This window comes from Paenibacillus sp. AGC31 (assembly GCF_057334655.1).
In genome coordinates this window covers 1-18,516 of the sequence record NZ_JBHFJH010000026.1, presented here as the reverse complement: position 1 = coordinate 18,516, position 18,516 = coordinate 1, and the positions used below count along the sequence as shown (strand labels likewise).

Here is an 18,516-nt window from a genome sequence, read left to right as displayed (position 1 = left end):
ATGCGAAAAAATAAATATTTCACATCGGTTACAATACTCCTTTTGCTGGGTTGCTCGGTTATGCTTACGGGCTGTGATGTGATAACTGCCCAGAATATTACTAAGACCAGTTCTGTGCAAGGCATGAACGGTGGCGGTATGCCGAATGGTGGAACACCGAGAGGTGGAAGAGGCACCGCGGGCATGAATGATCGAACAGGCAGTCCGGGCATGACGCAGGGGATGATGAATGCCGACATTAATGGAAGAGTCATCTCCGTGAATGGAAACACAGTTACGCTGGCGTTACTTGAGGTGCAGGATACCTCATCTCCAAGCATGGAGTGGAAGGATACCGGAATGGAGATGAGATTGAATATAATTGATGATGTTACTATCACTGAAGGCATGGGAACGCCGAGTTCTGGCAATTCCAGCCCACGTGCGAATTCGTCCATTCAAGTGTCTGATCTTCAAAAAGAAAACATCGTGATGGTGTGGTATAAGGACAACACCGAGACGGTGGAACGGGTGAGGGTTGTCCAGTAAAAAATGATGGGATTATCGTCATTTTGTAATTGCTTACATTTGGCTTATCGGCTATTATGGTAACAACTGGTTTTTTGAAGGGAGTGAGCGTCATGAAACGACGGTCTAAGATGGTATGTTCTATTACTACAATGAAGGTAAGCATGAACTGAATAATTCCGGCAGACCATTCAGATACAGTGTGGGACACATCCAGTTCCCCAGTCCGATCTGAGATTTGCCGATATATAGGGATATAACTGCTCAATTTTTCTGGCGTATGCGAGGTTTATTTGCTTGTGCAAATTTCTCATACACTCAGAATTTTTAAAAGCCGCAGGCATAGCCTGCGGCTTTTTGCGCGCAAAAATAGGCATTCGTTGCCTACAAGCAATGCACATGAAACGACCAAAAAGGAGAAATGCCCATGTTAAATTTAAAATATTTATTTCAAAATAATGATCTTGCCGAGATGATTTTAAAGAATTGGAACTATGATCCTGAGTCGCTGGATATGTTTCAGTATTATCGTATATCCTCCAATGCCGTGTATCCGTTCAGAGATCAGGGGGAAGTGAGATTACTTCGATTTGCTCCGGTAGAGGAGAAAAATCTAATCAACCTTAGCGCGGAATTGGAGTTCCTCCGTTATCTTCGAACGAATCAGTATGGAGCCATGGAGGCTGTACCTTCTCATTCAGGGACAGAACTTGTAGAGGCTCACACCCCATGGGGAACGTACTATGCTTCCGTATTCAAACGAGTACCCGGATCGCAGTTAGGAAGTATTGATTTGAATGACACCATCCTGTACAGCTATGGTCAGGCGTTGGGTGAGCTGCATCATTTATCACGTACATTCATGCCTGAGCAAAAGGAGAAACGCTGGACCTATACGGATGTTTTGGATTGGATGCAGGAGATCCTGAAGGTTTTTCCTGGTGAAAGGGCTGCTCTGAACGAGGTGGAGTTCCTCCGAACATATTTTGCGATTTTACCGATGACCCAGCAAAATTTCGGACTCATCCACTACGATTTTGAACCGGACAATGTCTTCTATGACGAAGGAAGCAAGTCTTGTTATGCCATTGATTTTGATGACTCGATGTATCACTGGTACGCGATGGACGTGGAACAGAGTCTGGATAGTTTACGTGAGGAAATCGAGCCTGAGCAATGGGAAGTGAAGAAACAATTGTTCCTGAACGGGTATTGGTCGAAGACAGGAGAACGTTATGATCTGGAGAGTATGTTCCCCGCTTGTCGCCGTTTTGCCAACTTGTACGGCTATGTGCGTATGCTTCGATCTGTTGCAGAGCAGTGGTCACATGAGCCAGAGTGGATGAGCGGACTAAGAGCGAGGTTGGAGAGGAAGATGACAGAAAAGGCAGAGCAATTCAATCATCCAATTTAAAGTCTACACATAAAAAGTTATATCCACCAATACTTTGAACACTTAATATTGAACGTATGTCATGACTCATACCAGAATCAGTCCTCATAACAAACAAACCAGCTTGGGAATTCAATGTAGAATTCCTAAGCTGGTTTTTACATGTTACTCGGTATAATCACTTATCGCAGTACGCCCCGCTTCTACACTGATCCAGTAGGAATAATCTTCGCGTACGTCCACATAGAGGTTAAGTTCCTTCGCATCAAGGTTACTTACCGTTAGTTTAAAATTGCCATAGGCATCTGTTGTAACCTGCTGGGTTTGGATGTGCTCTGCAGCAGGCGAAGGACCATGAATTTTAATTGGCATCGTCTGGTTGGCATACGCCGGGAGCGTACCTTGAAGGACCAATGTGTGGTCGGCAGAATATACTGCTTTCATGGTCTGATCCGGTAGGCCGCCGTTCTTTTCATTCTCGGTAGCTTCAGTTGCATTCTTCGGTCTGCTCCATAATTCGAAGCCTTTTTCCTTCAGGTTCTGGAGAAAAACAACGGCCTCTGCCCGGGTCAAGGATTCTTGTCCCGCATAACCTTGCACCGTAGCTGCAGTTTTGCCTGAAGAGTATCCCATGTTCAGCAGATACCGGATGGCATCTTCATCCTGGGTATAATTTTTACCGCCAAGCCCCGCCACGATTACGGCTACTTCTGTTCGATTTAAGGCATGATTGCGCATCTTCGGATTCTGATTGCTGGCATCCAGCTTCAGATTCAACGCGGAAGCATAGGTATAATAACGATCACTCCAGATGTTTCCTTTGATAGCTTGTCCCTCTGCAGCATCGATGCTCTGAATGACATGGGAATTCGCATACAGCTTGAACAACATGGAGAGGAATTCGGCTTCACTCACCTGATTGTTGGGTTTGAACGTTCCATCCTCGTATCCACTGACCATCTCCTGTTGAACGGCCCATTGAATGGCATCTTTCGCCCAATGTGTGCGGATATCAGTTAATTGGGGGATTCCCGTTACCGTAACAGAGACAACCACTTCTTTCCCTTCAAAACGAACCCGAATTTCGGCTTTACCAGCCTGAAGTCCAATGATTTTTCCATCCTTGATGGCAATGCGATCTGACGTCGTGGTGAACGAAACGTTAGACTGTGGAACATAGGATGTTCCGTTATCATTCACGGCAGTGATCGAAGGCAGATCAATCTGTTCTCCTGCTCGGACTTTCAGGTTTGGTTGTTCTGGCGTTATACGGGTAAGTGTTGTATCTTGAACACCGTCCACATGGAAGAAACGTGTGGAGTATGAGATTTCCGCAGCTGTACCGTTTTTCTTTTGCAGACCTGTAATTTGAATGTTGAACGTATCGCCGTTCTTTAACAATTGCACATCGTCGGGACGGAAGATGATGGCGTAGCCATATCCATATCCACCTGTCTCTACATTGAAATAGGCTTGATTAAACCATTGTTTATCCGCAGGGTCCACGTTGAAATAACCCGTTGGAAAGCCAGTGTTCTGGTTCTTGGCATTAAAGGTCCATGTACGTTGATCGGAAGTTCGAGTCATCTCGACCTGTACCTCAGACAGTGATGGTTTCGCGAATACATCTGTATTCAGTTGAACAGACCAGGCCTGTGTACTACCAAAGGCTTCGATTGGAAAAGCTCCCTGATTCGGAAACAGACTGTAGTTAAACGAAGTTCCCCCCGTTCTGCTTTTATCAAATACCTGCATGGCACTATAGTACTGATCATATGTCTTGCCTGCTTCACTACGAGTAGCGAGTCCAAAACCGATTCGTTGCAGTTGTGGGCTCAAGATCCAGCGCCGATGGCCGAGTCGATCAATATTGGAGGCATCTGAATCATCCATGTAGGCCTGAATGCTTTTTGTCAGGACGTTATTCTTGGCACTGCTGGTAACGTACAGATTGGAGCTGCTGGCAGATTTTGAACCTGTGTCAAAGAAATCCTTTGGCATATCCCCTGGCTGTTTCGGAGAATGGGACAGGTATCCACCCGTGGAGACCACAACAGCCCCATGCTGAGCTTGACGATTCAAGGTAGGATCAAGAACTAGATCGCCCTGTAGCCCCGTGATAAAACGATAAAAGTTGGCTGCGTTCAGCCCCTGCTCCAGATAGGCATCACTTACCACACCAGCAGAGTAGGGAGCACTTGTCGAAGGTGTCTTTGTATACAGGGGAGATGTATCATTGCCATTCATCATCCACTGATTCCACTTTTGAACGATCTCCTGCTGACTTCGCTCAGGTAACAAACTGTCGACCTGTTCTGCATGTGACGCTTGAGCACCCCATAACAGAAACAGTAAACCTGCCAACGGCAGAGTGAACAGTGAATGCATTTTATTTTTCCGGTAAACCATGTTTCCAACCCCTCTCATTTCTGAACGCACGAAGAACATATGCAAGTTCAGCATTATGGTATATTCATCGACATTACAGCTGGTTTTGCTTAGAGCCAGGCATAGGAGCATAAGGCCGAGCGTATGAAGGAGGGGGGAATTAGGAAGTTAGTGGTTCATTTGTTGAAAAAAGAGCACAGGCCACCCCGCTGATTCGGGGCAGCTTATGCTCTTTCTACATATGTATCTACTTTTTAGTCGAGACTCAGGTCGAAATCAGGCTCACACATATAATCTAATGGGTACAGATCATCTCGTGCCGAGATTAATGCACGGAAATGAAGATAAAGATTATTAGGTTGTACTACAATCCCACCAACACGATGGGGCATAAGTTCAGCCACGACGAAGACATCCTCGGCATTGTTACATCTAAAAAGAACATTTTTCGGATGAATGACTTCCTCCAGGTAACTGTATGTCATCACGTGAAATGTTTGTCCGCGCCAGTTTGTCTTGATCACTTTATAGGACTGCGTTCGCACCAGATCCAAATAACGTTCCAGCTGGAACGTATGCTCGAATTGTGTAATATAACCTTTTTTATCTACATCAATCGTAAACTCCACATCATAGCTTACATGCATTTCATCTTTATAAGTTCCGTTCATAACCTTCATGGCGTCAAAGTGTAATCCGAATTCCGGATCTTCTACATAGGGAATAGTAATGAGTTCGGGGTCAACATGATCTGTGATCTTGCTGTTCATGGATGGTGTGCTGTAATACTTCGATGGCTGTAGATCAATCGATCCAATCATGCTTCCTGGGAAACCAGGGCTGCAAGTTATTCGCATAGTCATCTCCTTAGTTGTTGGTCAGTAGTTAGACGAACAAGTAAGAATAAAGTTGCACCAGAGTCAATGTATTAATTTTTTGAGATTTTGTTATATTCAGAAAAATAAACTTCTATGCTTTTGATCTTTTACTATCCAAATTTCGTTAATTATTTGTAGAGGGGGTGAGGGAGCGTTGAGTGATGAAGAGCTTATTCAAGAGATTCGCGAAGGTAGCCGTGCTGCCATGGAAGTACTGGTGAAACGGCATTATAAGTCGATATTTGCTTATGTTTACCGGAAAACCGGAGAGTACCATACTGCTTATGATCTAACACAAGAGGTATTTGTAAAAATGATGAATTCCTTGGACAAGTATCAGAACACAGGACAATTCAGTCACTGGCTACTGAAGATTGCAGTGAACCATTGTAGAGATTATTATCGTGGGCGGGAGTTCAAGCAGCAACAAAGAGAGAGTGAATTAACTGAGGATGCGTTCCCTGCCAGTGAACAACAGAATGTTTGGAATATTTTTCATAAGCGATTTCAGAATGAGCAAGTCAGGCGCGCAGTATTAAGTTTGCCTGATCACCAGCGAGATGCAGTCATTCTAAACTATTACAATGGATTGAAGATCAGGGAAGTTGCTGAACTTACGGGAACCAACGAATCGACCGTGAAGTCGCGCATTCGATTGGGGATAACGAAATTAAAGGAGATTATTGTGGGAGGTGAACGGGATGAAAAGCAGAGGAAACGGAGATGAACTGAATCCTGTAACAGAGTTGGAAATAGAAGAGTACAACGAAATTGCTTCATATCTGGATGAGTATCCGGTCGAATTTCCATCCGAGATGGAGATTGACAAGACAATTAGAATACTGGATACATATATGCCAGATCCCATGAATGCTCACCTGAAACAAAAATCATCTGGGAATTCAGTTAAGGAATTGTTCCAGTTAGTTTATGGTGAGGTCGCTGTCTTCCACAAATCTTACTGGTTAGTTTGTTCAATGCTCTTGTTGTTCGGCTATTGGCTAGGTACTCACAGTACGACAGACCCGTACATGAGTGTGCTCTTTATAGTTCCTGTTCCATTTGTACTTGGTTTGCTAGAAGTTTTTAAAGGTCGAGATCAAGGATTAATGGAAATTGAACTGACCTGCAAAATCACGGCACAGCAACTGATGCTTACCCGTCTAATCGTAGTGCTTATTGGGAATATGGCGTTTGTTGTTTTGCTTAATTTACTTATATCAAGCGAAAAAGATGTTTCCATATCATGGATTGCTATCGGCCTCTCGTATACACAGCTTATGATCGCAGCAGGTACAAGTCTATGGCTTGCGATACGTGTCAGAGGTGGGACAGCCGTCAGTATCTTTTTAATTGTATGGTTCGCGCTGGTTTGGCTTGTACTAAGTAATCCCGAATTGAAGACTCTGCTTCAATCGATCCAGCCCACAGTACTTATATTAATGGCTCTATGCGGAGTTTTACTATTAATCAGTCAGATCTATGAGATGGCAAGGAAATATACATCACAGACAGAAAGAGGTTACTCCTTTGATACTGACCATGGATAACGTATCCAAGAAATACAGGAACAAGTTGGCTGTAAAAGAAGTCTCACTAGAACTATCCAGTGGTGGTGTTTACGGTCTTCTTGGGCCGAATGGAGCAGGGAAGACAACATTGCTTCGCATGATTGTAGACATTTCCAAGCCCACGTCTGGACAAATTTTGTTGAACGGGCAGTCTATCCAAAACATGGGAGACCGTTATCGAAGTTTGTTGGGCTACATGCCCCAGCGATTTGGATTTTATAACCGATTCAGTGCTTATAAATTTCTCATGTATATGTGCTCTTTGAAAGGGATCGGTATTAGTCAAGCTTCAGCACGTGTGCAGGAAACGCTAGTGACGGTGGGCCTTGAAAATCAAGCACAACATAAAATCCGCACATTCTCCGAAGGAATGAAGCAGCGATTGGGAATTGCCCAAGCTTTGTTGAATGATCCACAAATTTTGATTCTTGACGAACCTACAGCTGGATTGGACCCCAAAGAGCGCATTCGATTTCGTAACATTATCGGCGAGCTGGGAAGAGATCGTATTGTAATGTTATCTACGCATATCATTTCTGATTTGGAGTTTTCATGTAAGGAGATGATTTTGTTGAATGAAGGGCAGCTCATTGCCCATAATACTCCGGAAGAGATTATGAACCGGATGAAAAATAACGTATGGAAAGCGAAATTAAATCCGCAGCAACTTGCTGATCTTACCTCTCATTTCAAAGTAAGTGGTTTGTCTTATGAGTCTGATGGAATCGTAGCCAGAATACTGGCCAAAGAACAGCCTGTCCCGCAAGCCGTACGAGAATCACCTCGGCTTGAAGATGTATATATGCATTATTTTGGAGAGGAGACGAAGTCTTGATTCGTTTAACTCAATTCGAGTTTTATAAAATTATAACGCGTAAAAGTATTGGTATAGCAATGTCTATTTTAATTGTTTTTCTAGTCGTATACTCATTTTGGAGGCATCCTGGGATAATGGATGGTTCCGCCTTTTACAAACCTTATGAAGGTGTTATTACAACAGAGAAGGTAAAAGTCGCACATAATCAATATGATTCCATTTGGGATAGTACAAAAAGTAGATACCAATATGGTGCTTTCTACGATATTGTGTTTTTTTCCCCAGAGACGATTAAAAACAGCACACGATATGATGATCGCGGCAACATCATGGAGCGTACAGTAAATGTATCCGAAATTTATTATAATAAACCTTGGGGCTACTTACTGGAATACATTGATCAATTTGGTGTAGTTTTTATGATGATTATGATTCTCCTAGGGCTGGCTCCAATATTTACCGAAGAATATGCACTAGGTACAGCATCATTACTGCGCAGCAGCAAAAGAGGCAAAAGCAAGCTTGTATCAGCAAAATGCATTGCTTCCATATTGTACGTTGTAATGTGTGCCGTTTTATTTACTGGTGTAAACTTGATTTTATATTGGTTAAGGTTTGGTAATCTGGCTGGGGCGAATACTTCCATACAGAGCGTGGGCATGTATGTTTACAGCTTTGATTATGAGTTCTCACCGTATACTTTTACTGCCTTTCAATATTATTTAGTTCAATTGTTTACTCATATAGCAGGTAGCTTGGTTTTTGCATCTATTGTTTTACTGGTATCGGTCCTCAGTTCTACATCCTTTATAGCTATAATTGTGAATACTGTGATAGTAGGTCTGCCATACTTGGCCTTTGACGTATTAAATTTAAATTCCGGGTCATTAAAGTGGGTCGAAAAATTTTCGATAAGTACCATGATACGGGTAACAGGGATTTATCAAACACCAACAAACTATTCCTTATTCGGACTGAATATGTCTTATTTAACCTTATATATAGTTGTGATGGCTTTCATTACGGTTTCAACTGTACTTGCCACATATCGTATATTCCACGGCCGAGAAGTGTTTTCTTGAGTGAAGCTATGAGTAATTCCTTTTTTTTGTGGAAATGAGGTTCGCAATCACTGCGGGCTTTTTTTATTTGCAGGAGTACTGGCACTATTTCCAATCTACTTACTCTTTTGATACAGTATCTGTAGGACATTCGGAGGTATATATCGTGTATGGAGCAATTCTTTCATGAATGGGTCATGGAGAACCGTGCCCCATCTCGCTCTCGGAGAGGAGTCCATCTAATGAATGTGAATGATAAGGTGATCGAACAACAGTCCCTTACCTTTGTGGGAATCAAACGAACATTATCTTGTGTGGATGGTGAGAATCTGTGAAGGTTTGGTGTCCATCGAACTTCCCGCGTCCCATTGGGTTGTATTTGAAGCGGATGAATTAAAGCCAGAGGCGATACAACGGTTGTGGCACCATATTATGGCAGAGTGGTTTCCTTCCACTACATATAAGCATGCAGGGATTCCGGAACTTGAAGTGTATAGAGGTCACGGCACACCTCCCCAAGTCTGGATACCTGTAGTTGTTCAAAAAGTCCGCTTTTGATTACGAAGGATGCCTGGAGGCATCATCAGCATCGAATATGGCATTCAGCCGAACTGTCCGTTGCTCACGTAGTTTCCCTACGCTCCGCTACTCCATTTCTACCGTCATCCCATCTTCTTGGTACTGAAAACCGCTCTTTTTGAACATGTATTATGAGCAAAATTGAATTAGGAGGCCTACGATGTTATCCAATAAAGTGATTGAACATTGCCAGGAGCAAGGCTGGTGGCATGAAGATGTTCCAGCAGCATACGAAGAAGCATTGCAAAAGCTGGAGATCGACTTTCAGTCGGAGTTCGCACAATTTTATTTACATGCAGAGGATGGACCAACTTTCTACAGCAGGCATCAGGAGTTGTATCAGATCTGCTGGTTTATGGAGAACACCGTATATATGGAAGACATGAATGTAGCACAGCTTACACTTGGACTTCCCGAGGCATATATTCCACTGGACAGTTTTGAAGGTGAAGGTGGATTTTTCTACAACCGTCAGACAGGAGAAGTGGTGCTGGTGGAACTGGGCGAATCCATCGAACGTTTTCTTAATGGCGAGAGTGAGCCGCAGTGGGCTGATTTCAATGCTTTTCTGGAATGGTATTTCGTCCTGAAGGAGGAGACGGTGCAATGAAAGATCTAACACCGGAACATGCCGAACTGGAGCGACAAATTGTAGAAACGGTAGAAGCCGGTAATGTACTGGATGAGACGCAGCAGCATGAACAAGCACTTATCTATTATGATCAGGCATGGGACATGTTGCCCGAGCCGAAGATGGAATGGGAGATTGCAAGCTGGATCGCATCCTGCCATGCGAATGCACATATCGATCTGAAGCAGTATGAACTGGCGAAGCCGTGGGCTGAGATATCGTTAAGTACGCGGAGTTCGGATAGAAATACGAGTCCGTTGATCGATCTCGGCATGATCTGCATGAGACTTGAACAGCATAACGAGGCGTATTCGTATTTGCATCAGGCGTATGAGTTCGGCAGAGAGCGTGCATTTCAGGGAAGCCCGAGGGACGTGTTGAGTTATTACATTGAAGAGCGGGCTAAGCGCAAGTAGAGTGATTCCGACCATACCATGTACAAAAAGGGTACCCCGGTTTGGCCAAAATATCACCACTGGAGTACCCTTTCGATTATTACGGGATGTTTGGCTTCATCTAATCCGAAATGTTACGCGTATAGTATTCAATAATATCCTTACGACGGATAATACCGAGGAAGACACGATCGACATCCACCACGGGCACAAAATTTTGGTCTGCTGCAAGTGTCAGCATATCCTCCATTTCAGCCTCAATGAATACACATTCATTATATACCCGATTGTTAATCTCATGGACCTGAACCTGATCCATCGTATCAAAAGTCAATCCGGGTGTATTTCGCATTTTCCATAACAAATCGCCTTCGGACAGGGTAGCAACATATTTTCCATCCTGGTCAATCACGGGAATGGCGGTGTAGTGTTGCGATTCCAATTGCTCAATAGCATCTTTCATGGAAGCGGTAGACTTGATATAGGCCACTTCGGCTTTGGGGAGTAAAAAATAGCTGATTTCCATCATCGGGCTCCTTTTCAGCCTTTTGCATAGCAAAAAAGCTTTAGTATGTAATCTCACTCTCCTTATTTAAACATATTATGTGAGCTTTCGGCTATTTTTAATGATAAATTCGTCAGATTTGTTTCATTGTTTAAATGGCTCTGGAAATCTATAGTGTATATTAGAGGTGATGTAACCATGAAATCCAAACGTAAATTAATGTACGGACTGCTGCCCATCTTGTTTGCAGGTGGAATCGGAATGTATCTATACATGCAGAACAACAAAGAAGCAGAGGCCAAACCCCAGACTACCGTGAATCAGTACATAGAGCATCTGCAAAAAAAAGAATTTGACCAGTTGTACACCTTGATGACACCTGCTTCGCTGCAAGAGTCGGGCATGAACAAGGAACAATTTGTTGAGAAATACAATGCGATCTATTCGGGTATGGAAGTATCCACCGTCAAGGCGGAGGTTAAACCTGTGGATGTTGCCGAAACGGCTTCCGATGGCAGTAAGACCGATACAGAGAAACAAAACCCGGATACGTATGAGGTGGATTACAACCTGCAACTGACAACTTTTTTGGGTGAAGTCAGTGAGACGCATACATTGAAACTGGTCCGACAAGAGCTTGAGGACGGAGGGAAAAACTGGCAAATTAACTGGCAGCCTTCGCTGATCCTGAATGACATGGTTAAGGGCAGTAAGGTACGAGTGAGGACACTGTTCCCGGATCGTGGAGACATTGTGGATCGTGATGGTTTGCCGCTCGCTACCAAGGGCACGATGAATGAATGGGGAATTGTACCTGAGAAACTTGGTGATAACCCGGACCAGATGATTGCCCGAATTGCGAACCATTATCAGGTTTCGGAAGATGCCATTCATAAGGCGCTTGCGCAGACATGGGTGAAGCCGGAGTATTTTGTCCCGATTGGTTCAACGGAGGAGTTTGACGTACCAGAATCTTTAAGCGGGGTTACGATGCAAAGCAAGGAAATCCGCTATTATCCACTCGGCGAGGCGGCTGCGCACCTGATTGGTTACGTGCGCAAAGCCACCAAGGAAGATCTGGATAAGGATACGGAAGGGTATTATCGCGCCGAGGATTGGATCGGGAAAGCAGGTTTGGAGCAGTCCATGGAGAAGCAGCTGCGCGGTGAGCGTGGAGGTCTGATTGAAATCACGGATGAATCCGGTAACTCCCGCTCCGAGCTTATTCGCAAGGATGCTGTAGATGGACAGAATGTTCAGCTGACGATTAGCTCCAAGCAGCAAAAGAAATTGTATCAGACATTATCCAGCGGAGGAGACGCCGGTGCGATGGTTCTGATGAATCCGACGGACGGCAACCTGTTAGCGTTGGTCAGTGCGCCTTCCTATAACCCAAACAAGATGGTTACAGGACTTACTCAGGCAGAGTGGGATGCTTATTCGGCGAATGAGAAGCTTCCTTTTATCAACAGAGTCACTACCCGATACGCACCAGGATCAACCTTCAAAGCCATTACAGCCGCAGCAGGACTGATGGAGAAGGTGACCACAGCGGACAAAACCCATGATATCTCTGGCTTGCAATGGCGTAAAGACGATAGCTGGGGTGGTTATTATGTCAAGCGTGTGAAGAGTTTGTCCCCAGTTAATATGGTCGATGCACTAGTATACTCGGACAATATTTACTTTGCCATGGAAGCGATTGAGATGGGCAGCGCCAAGTTTATTGATGGGATCCAGAAGTTTGGTTTTGGCGATAACTTTGGACTGGATGAACTGTATTTGAAGCCAAGCCAATATGCCAATGAAGCACATCTGGATCTGTCGTCTGAGGTGTTACTCGCTGATACGTCCTACGGGCAAGGGGAGATGTTGATGTCCCCGATTCATCTGGCGTCGTCATTTACACCTTTTATTAATGAAGGGAAACTAGTGAAACCTGTTCTGATCGAGGGAAAAGAAAGCACTGACCCTGAGGTAATCATTACTCCGGAAGCCGCAAATACGGTTAAGGATGCTTTGGGAGAAGTTGTTTCCCGGCAGGGAGGCACCGCCCATACCTTGAATTCAATTCCTGGAGGACTCGCGGGCAAGACGGGAACAGCGGAACTGAAAGCAAAGAAGGGAGAGAAGGGGCAGGAAAACGGATTCTTCGTAGTATTTGATACTGACTCTCCGACCTTCCTGTTATCCGCTGTAATTGAAGAGGTGAACGGCCGAGGTGGAAGCCACTATGTTGTGGATAAATTAAAGCCTTTTTTGGAGAAGTTGGAGATTGCGGATAAAGTAAACTTTGCAGACGAATAAAGTGTGCGAAGAAACAAAGTGAAGTTGTAAATAACAAAAAACACCGGTGACGGTGTTTTTTTGTCTGAGGCTATATCAAACGGTTTATATCTTTGATAGGTATTCGGTTAATTGATGGAATGTTCCAGTAAATCCGGTGTGTACCATCTCTTTTGAAGCCTCAAAAGTTTGATTTTCTTCCTCAGTTGGAGATACAGGTGCAACAATCATTTTAATGGTTGTTACACCTTCGTACTCGCTGAACAGCACAGTATTCAGGGTTTTCATAGGCCAGCTTTCGTCAAAGGGCGCACGGACTGTGTCACCTTTCTCATCAGAAAAGAAACTGGTGTACACGATTTTCTCTGATGAAATAATCTCACTGTACACAAATTTAACCCACATGGTGTCGCCATCATCAGGTTTCTGGTTGTAATGAAAGACACCGCCAGAACGAAAATCTGAGTTAGCAACAGTAAATGTCCAACCTTTTGGGCCCCACCAGTTCTGCAGATGTTCTGATTCGGTAAATGCCTTAAACACAAGTTCACGTGGAGCATTGAAACGATAAGAGATTTCAACTTGATTTGACATTGTGTTTCCTCCAATAGGTTTAGGATAAAGTTCGCCATTATTTCCTTGCAGTAATCATAAAGCGTGCCGAGTTGGTACGAATGCCCTTTTCGTCGTGATGTTCTTTCACCAACTGCTGGAATCGCTCGAAGTCAGTGTCTACCTTTCCGAAATCAGGAATGATGGGTGCATGGGCGAATAGGATCAAATTGGACAGACGTATCCCTTGATAGCTGGTACGCGTTTTGACCCAGCCCGACGACTAATTACTTCGAACCATTCGGAGCAACATCCATGTCACCTCACAAGTTGGAATATCATTAATTATATTCAATTGACAGCGTATACGCGAGGTGTTATTTTGAGGTGGAATCTATTCTATGAGTTCGAGGTGATCCATGGTGGCTATTCGTGCTAAGCAGATTTTTGTCAATTTACCTGTTCAAGATTTGAAGAAATCCGTTGAGTTTTTTACCAAGGTGGGATTTGAGTTTGACGCCAATTTTACGGACGAGTCTGCTACTTGTATGATCATCGGGGAAAATATTTATGCCATGCTTCTGGTGGAGGAACGCTTCCAATCCTTCATTTCGAAAAAAATCTCCAATGCTGCCGATACAACCGAAGTTATCGTTGCCCTGTCTGTAGATAGCCGTGAGCAGGTAGATGTGATTGTACAAGCTGCCCTCGATGCAGGAGCGAAGCCATCCAACGAACCACAAGATCACGGATTCATGTATGGATGGAGTTTTCAGGATCTGGATGATCACCTGTGGGAAGTTTCCTATATGGATCTCAGCGCTTTTCCTTCGGAGTAATAAAATGAAAATAACTAGAGCCTTCCTAGATTAATAGGAAGGTTTTTTTGCATCCAGTATGACTCGTTTAAACATGATATCTACAGAACATATGGTGTAATATTCCTTTTTGCTATATGATAATTATCGATTCATGTTGGTGTTTTTTAGCAATTGATGCGATAGGCGAACCCCGGGAAAGCGAAGTATACATATGTTCTTAAGTGGAGGGATCAGGGTGTATTGTCATGTATGTGGGACCAAAAACAGTCCGGCGGATAACACGTGCAGAAAGTGTAGAACCAAATTGAAAGAAACAAGCTCTACAGAGGAACAGATCTGGGCAGAAACAGCCATTGACTTGGATAAAGGAACGCAAAAAGCAATTGATTCGTTGTCCCGTCAGCAGCAACCAGCTTCCAAACAGGGAAATACGGGTCAAGGCCTTGCATTTAGCTGGATTATTCCCATACTTCTGGCAGTAGTTGTAGGAGCTTTGCTAACGTATTATTACAAGCAGGAAACAGGTATAAATGCAGAGGTTAAATCACTGCACCAACAGGCGGAACAGGCTGCACTAGAGGGGAAATATAAAGAGGCTCTCCAACTGCTGGACAGCGCTCTAACGAAACGACCGAACTATGATGCACTTATACAGGATCGGCAAATTACGGCGAAGGCGTTCAACTTGATGAACCAGTTGGATGAGGCGTCCACAAGTCTGAAGACAGGAAAGCTGTCCGCAGGAGACAAGGCCATTCAGGCTGTAGTCAAAGCGTTGATGGAGCGAGAAGAACCTGTTTTTGCCAAAGTGCGTGCGGTATTAAACAACAGAAAGGTAACACTGGCCGTATTGAAGGTGAAAAAGGAAATCGACAGTTTGACAACAATTGAGGCACTAGCCGAGAAGTTGGACACCATATCAGACTTGAAAGGCAAGGAAGCTGAGACAGTAGAGAAGCAAATTGTCGACAAGCTCGCAAGCATAAGTTATAAAGAGGCGGAACAGCAGGTAAAGCAAAAGAATTTCACAATTGCGTTACAAACGGTCGACCAGGGATTGTCCTATGCGCCGGAAAATGAAAAACTGACTTCGTATCGTGAACGGGTGCTCAGTGAAAAAAAGGCATTTGAAAAAGCGGAAGCGGATCGGATTCAACTGGCGGAGCAACAGGCTGCAGAAGAAGATCTGATGAATCGAACGGCGGCAGTAAGTGTCGTGAACGTTGATGCGACGCTTGATATGTACGGGGATCTTTATATTAGCGGTTCATTGATCAATAATGCAACTCGTCCGATCTCTTCCATTACAGTGTTGATTGATATTTATAATATAGACGGTATATATCTGGGCCAAACTTATGCAGATGTGTATCCAAGATGGCTGGATGTGGGGGAAGAAGGTTTTTTTGAAACCTATTATTATGGTGTGTACGAGGAAGCGGAAATCTCTGTTGTGAATGCAACGTGGTATCTCGAATAGGAGGACAGGTTGGAATGACCAAACGAACATGGAGTATGATCATATCCAGTGCTATTATCATTGGTGCTGGAGCAGGGGGCGTGTTCTGGATACACCAGCATTCAGCAGATCAGTTGCAGGATGGGCCCAGACTGGCAGTTGTTGCCGCGAAGGAAACGGAAAATGCGGCAGCCACGACTGCCTCCAAGCAACCTGTGAAGAAGACACGCAAACAGATTATAGAAGAAAGTCAGAAGAAAGTCGTAACGATCGAGAGTAACAGCGGACTGGGCTCCGGTTTTCTCTACAATGATCAGGGAGATGTCGTGACCAATGCACATGTGGTGGAGGGGGCGAATGAAGTAACTATTCGGACCTTGAACCATGAGGAATATAAGGGGACGGTTATTGGTATTGGGGATGAAACAGACGTAGCTGTGGTCAGGGTTCCTGATTTGAAAAAAGTTAAGCCGTTAATCATCGCCAAATCCAAAGCTGAGACCGGAGACGAGATTCTGGCATTGGGTAGTCCACTTGGGCTAGAGAACACCGTAACAACCGGAATCATCAGTGGGTTGGGGCGTAGCTTTGAAATAGCGCCTTACATCTATAGTAACCTCTATCAGATCTCGGCACCAATAACCCATGGCAACAGTGGTGGACCACTCATTAGTGCGGAGACTGGTGAAGTGATCGGCATTAATTCGGCGGTCGTGGAACAGGAGGGGGGAATAGGATTCAGTATTCCTATGACTAGTGTGCTCAAGCAGGTTCAGGCATGGTCCAAAAATCCTTCTGGCACAACGTCGGTGCGGACGGCTGGAGATACTCACTTGGGTTCAGCCACTAAGACATTGCAAGCAGAAGGAATTGTAACGGACTTTTATGCAAGTCTTAATCTGAGTGATTATGTCACCGCTTATGCACTGCTCGGAAGCGAGTGGCAGAGTGCTACAACATATGCCAAGTTCAGAGAAGGATATCTGAATACAAGTGAGGTGACCATCAGTGAGGTATCCTCAGTTAATAAAGGCGATGACGAGATGGAAGTGAAGGCAATGATTAAAGCAAATGAACGCAAAGATGGGGAATATATACTATCGCAATATCGGGTCGAGTATCAGTTGGGTTATGAAAATGGTCAACTGAAAATATTGCATGGTAAAGGTAAAAAAGTGAAATGATTGTGGAGGGAGAGTAATCTGGCCCCCGTGTCAAGGACACTAAAAAAAGAGTGGCATTAAAGATTTACGAGGCGAATAATAGATGATTCCTGTATTGAACAGGGGTCATCTTTTTTAATCCCCATTGATATCTGTGGTTGTTGTAATAGCGAATGTAACGATCGATTTCTTGCTTTAACTCTTGAAGGGAACGGCAACTACGATGATCGACATGGTCCTTCATGTGGCCGAAGAACGATTCTTGGGGAGCATTGTCCCAACAGTTCCCGCGTCTGGACATCGACTGGCCTAACCCATTCTTCTTTAACAACTCCTGATAGATGGGACTGGTATAATGGCTGCCCTGATCTGAGTGGATGAAAGCATCCTTTTGGAGCTTTAGACGTTTCTGTTTCTTGAGAGCGTCAACAGTATCCGTGGCAATGTCTAATGTCAGCCGATGGGATATATTGTGAGAGAGGACCTCACTTGTTGAGGCATCCAGTATGGTCGACAAATAGGCCATCCCGGATCGGCCGTATGGAAGGTACGTGATATCCGTAAGCAAGGCCAGACCCGGTATGCCCTTCTTGAAGTCCCTCTGCAGAGTATTGGGTAAGGTTCGGTGTTCCAGCGTAGCTTTGGCCATGCGTTTATAAGGGTTGATTTTTCTGTGCGGACATACGATGTTAAATTTCTTCATCAATCTACGGATTTTCTTTAGGTTATAGATGACACCAAACTCGTGCTCAAGAATCATCTTGATGGAGCGTGAGCCCTTCTTGTAACCCCTTCGTTCGAAAGCCTTCTTAATCAGCTTCCCTGCCTCAGCATCCGAACGGACCCGCTCTAAACGTAAATCTGCAGCTTGTAAGTAGCTGTAATACCCCGAACGAGATACGTTAAGCAATGAGCAGAGGTATCCCGTCATACGTTCCAAGCCTTGATCCACGGCTTCCTTTATGAGCTCGAACAACTTAATCTTGCTTAGGTTCATTCCCTTTGCTACCAGCAACCTTTCTTTCGTATCTAGCTTTTTTAGCAGTTCTACTTGAGATTCGAGTAGATGAATCCGTGCTTCTTGTTTTGCAATGATTTCTTCCTGCGATAACTCTCTATGTAAAGGGCGACCCGAGGCTTCTTTTCGGGAGTCAGACAACCCAATAATCCCTCCAAGGTCATAGGCTTTTTTCCAACGTCCGGCAGATTGTTCTACTCGTTTCATTCCAATTACGGTAACATCAAACCCATGAGTTTCAAAGATCTCTCTAGGTGTCTTTCCCATCATATATTCGTCAATGAATAACTGCTTAAATTCATCTGCATAGGTTATCGCTTTGTCGCTAACATTCCTTACATATCTGTTCTTTGATATCTGTTCACGTTCTTCTTCTGTGAATCGCTTCTTGCTCACGATGTAATCCCCTCCATTGCTTCTTCAGTATACAAAAAGGTACCCACAGTCCGCACACCTTTTTTCAAAGTGTCCAGTCTATGGGTACCAGTGTAG

Annotated in this window: 18 protein-coding genes; 13 read left to right on the top strand and 5 right to left on the bottom strand. The window is 44.2% G+C overall.

Features of this window, described 5'->3' with window-relative positions; translation table 11 throughout:
• Together ACE04G_RS11270 and ACE04G_RS11265 are read left to right on the top strand one after the other, a co-directional pair.
• Complete coding sequence (locus tag ACE04G_RS11270) at window positions 1–528, top strand: hypothetical protein (protein ID WP_449005134.1); 528 nt, start codon at window positions 1–3, stop codon at window positions 526–528.
• Between the two features lie 406 nt (window positions 529–934).
• Window positions 935–1,921: a phosphotransferase enzyme family protein gene (locus ACE04G_RS11265; RefSeq protein ID WP_339182034.1), complete on the top strand. Its 987-nt coding sequence runs from the start codon at window positions 935–937 to the stop codon at window positions 1,919–1,921.
• 144 nt (window positions 1,922–2,065) lie between these two features.
• Here ACE04G_RS11265 and ACE04G_RS11260 read toward each other — a convergent pair whose 3' ends face one another.
• Window positions 2,066–4,309, bottom strand: a complete 2,244-nt coding sequence (locus tag ACE04G_RS11260) for an S-layer homology domain-containing protein (protein ID WP_449005133.1) — start codon at window positions 4,307–4,309, stop codon at window positions 2,066–2,068.
• 233 nt (window positions 4,310–4,542) lie between these two features.
• Window positions 4,543–5,145 carry a hypothetical protein gene (locus ACE04G_RS11255; protein WP_449005132.1) on the bottom strand — a complete coding sequence of 201 codons (603 nt, stop codon included), beginning with the start codon at window positions 5,143–5,145 and terminating at the stop codon, window positions 4,543–4,545.
• Between the two features lie 175 nt (window positions 5,146–5,320).
• On the opposite strand from ACE04G_RS11255, the gene ACE04G_RS11250 reads away from it, so the two are divergent.
• The 7 genes from ACE04G_RS11250 to ACE04G_RS11220 all read left to right on the top strand — a co-directional run bounded on the left by ACE04G_RS11250 (window position 5,321) and on the right by ACE04G_RS11220 (window position 10,241).
• Window positions 5,321–5,893, top strand: a complete 573-nt coding sequence (locus ACE04G_RS11250) for an RNA polymerase sigma factor (RefSeq protein ID WP_260632551.1) — start codon at window positions 5,321–5,323, stop codon at window positions 5,891–5,893.
• Window positions 5,868–6,716 (top strand): hypothetical protein, encoded by an 849-nt coding sequence (locus ACE04G_RS11245; RefSeq protein ID WP_449005131.1) that lies wholly within the window; start codon window positions 5,868–5,870, stop codon window positions 6,714–6,716. The genes ACE04G_RS11250 and ACE04G_RS11245 overlap by 26 nt, the downstream gene beginning before the upstream one ends.
• Window positions 6,697–7,572, top strand: a complete 876-nt coding sequence (locus ACE04G_RS11240; protein WP_036668291.1) for an ABC transporter ATP-binding protein — start codon at window positions 6,697–6,699, stop codon at window positions 7,570–7,572. Before ACE04G_RS11245 ends, ACE04G_RS11240 begins: the two co-directional genes overlap by 20 nt.
• Window positions 7,569–8,636 (top strand): hypothetical protein, encoded by a 1,068-nt coding sequence (locus ACE04G_RS11235; RefSeq protein ID WP_449005130.1) that lies wholly within the window; start codon window positions 7,569–7,571, stop codon window positions 8,634–8,636. The genes ACE04G_RS11240 and ACE04G_RS11235 overlap by 4 nt, the downstream gene beginning before the upstream one ends.
• Before the next feature lie 321 nt (window positions 8,637–8,957).
• A complete protein-coding gene (locus tag ACE04G_RS11230) occupies window positions 8,958–9,173 on the top strand; it encodes a GyrI-like domain-containing protein (RefSeq protein ID WP_313771402.1) in 216 nt (71 codons plus the stop codon).
• 181 nt (window positions 9,174–9,354) lie between these two features.
• The gene (locus ACE04G_RS11225; RefSeq protein ID WP_449005129.1) at window positions 9,355–9,804 is read left to right on the top strand and encodes a hypothetical protein; all 450 of its coding nucleotides are present in this window, start codon (window positions 9,355–9,357) and stop codon (window positions 9,802–9,804) included.
• Window positions 9,801–10,241: a hypothetical protein gene (locus ACE04G_RS11220; protein WP_221818784.1), complete on the top strand. Its 441-nt coding sequence runs from the start codon at window positions 9,801–9,803 to the stop codon at window positions 10,239–10,241. The genes ACE04G_RS11225 and ACE04G_RS11220 overlap by 4 nt, the downstream gene beginning before the upstream one ends.
• Window positions 10,242–10,341: 100 nt before the next feature.
• On the opposite strand, the gene ACE04G_RS11215 is transcribed toward ACE04G_RS11220, so the two are convergent.
• Window positions 10,342–10,746: a CBS domain-containing protein gene (locus ACE04G_RS11215; protein WP_047840578.1), complete on the bottom strand. Its 405-nt coding sequence runs from the start codon at window positions 10,744–10,746 to the stop codon at window positions 10,342–10,344.
• Between the two features lie 177 nt (window positions 10,747–10,923).
• Here ACE04G_RS11215 and pbp4 point away from each other — a divergent pair, with 177 nt between their 5' ends.
• Window positions 10,924–13,032 (top strand): penicillin-binding protein PBP4(5), encoded by a 2,109-nt coding sequence (gene pbp4, locus ACE04G_RS11210; RefSeq protein WP_221818785.1) that lies wholly within the window; start codon window positions 10,924–10,926, stop codon window positions 13,030–13,032.
• 84 nt (window positions 13,033–13,116) lie between these two features.
• Here pbp4 and ACE04G_RS11205 read toward each other — a convergent pair whose 3' ends face one another.
• Window positions 13,117–13,605: an SRPBCC domain-containing protein gene (locus tag ACE04G_RS11205; RefSeq protein ID WP_339182056.1), complete on the bottom strand. Its 489-nt coding sequence runs from the start codon at window positions 13,603–13,605 to the stop codon at window positions 13,117–13,119.
• A gap of 380 nt (window positions 13,606–13,985) precedes the next feature.
• Here ACE04G_RS11205 and ACE04G_RS11200 point away from each other — a divergent pair, with 380 nt between their 5' ends.
• The 3 genes from ACE04G_RS11200 to ACE04G_RS11190 all read left to right on the top strand — a co-directional run bounded on the left by ACE04G_RS11200 (window position 13,986) and on the right by ACE04G_RS11190 (window position 17,027).
• Entirely contained in the window at window positions 13,986–14,402 is a 417-nt protein-coding gene (locus tag ACE04G_RS11200) for a VOC family protein (protein WP_237178160.1), read from the top strand.
• 217 nt (window positions 14,403–14,619) lie between these two features.
• Window positions 14,620–15,864, top strand: a complete 1,245-nt coding sequence (locus ACE04G_RS11195) for an FxLYD domain-containing protein (protein WP_486094441.1) — start codon at window positions 14,620–14,622, stop codon at window positions 15,862–15,864.
• A 14-nt stretch (window positions 15,865–15,878) separates the two neighbouring features.
• Window positions 15,879–17,027 carry a S1C family serine protease gene (locus tag ACE04G_RS11190; RefSeq protein WP_405131454.1) on the top strand — a complete coding sequence of 383 codons (1,149 nt, stop codon included), beginning with the start codon at window positions 15,879–15,881 and terminating at the stop codon, window positions 17,025–17,027.
• A 64-nt stretch (window positions 17,028–17,091) separates the two neighbouring features.
• Here the strand turns inward: ACE04G_RS11190 and ACE04G_RS11185 are convergent, their stop codons facing one another.
• The gene (locus ACE04G_RS11185) at window positions 17,092–18,420 is read right to left on the bottom strand and encodes an IS3 family transposase (RefSeq protein WP_338539556.1); all 1,329 of its coding nucleotides are present in this window, start codon (window positions 18,418–18,420) and stop codon (window positions 17,092–17,094) included.
• Between the last annotated feature and the right edge of the window lie 96 nt (window positions 18,421–18,516).

Coding starts and splice junctions, on each gene's coding strand:
- ACE04G_RS11255 (WP_449005132.1), bottom strand. CDS start 5,145: ATGCGAATAACTTGCAGCCCTGGTTTCCCAGGAAGCATGATTGGATCG.
- pbp4 (WP_221818785.1), top strand. CDS start 10,924: ATGAAATCCAAACGTAAATTAATGTACGGACTGCTGCCCATCTTGTTT.
- ACE04G_RS11220 (WP_221818784.1), top strand. CDS start 9,801: ATGAAAGATCTAACACCGGAACATGCCGAACTGGAGCGACAAATTGTA.
- ACE04G_RS11265 (WP_339182034.1), top strand. CDS start 935: ATGTTAAATTTAAAATATTTATTTCAAAATAATGATCTTGCCGAGATG.
- ACE04G_RS11245 (WP_449005131.1), top strand. CDS start 5,868: ATGAAAAGCAGAGGAAACGGAGATGAACTGAATCCTGTAACAGAGTTG.
- ACE04G_RS11205 (WP_339182056.1), bottom strand. CDS start 13,605: ATGTCAAATCAAGTTGAAATCTCTTATCGTTTCAATGCTCCACGTGAA.
- ACE04G_RS11225 (WP_449005129.1), top strand. CDS start 9,355: ATGTTATCCAATAAAGTGATTGAACATTGCCAGGAGCAAGGCTGGTGG.
- ACE04G_RS11215 (WP_047840578.1), bottom strand. CDS start 10,746: ATGGAAATCAGCTATTTTTTACTCCCCAAAGCCGAAGTGGCCTATATC.
- ACE04G_RS11270 (WP_449005134.1), top strand. CDS start 1: ATGCGAAAAAATAAATATTTCACATCGGTTACAATACTCCTTTTGCTG.
- ACE04G_RS11260 (WP_449005133.1), bottom strand. CDS start 4,309: ATGGTTTACCGGAAAAATAAAATGCATTCACTGTTCACTCTGCCGTTG.
- ACE04G_RS11190 (WP_405131454.1), top strand. CDS start 15,879: ATGACCAAACGAACATGGAGTATGATCATATCCAGTGCTATTATCATT.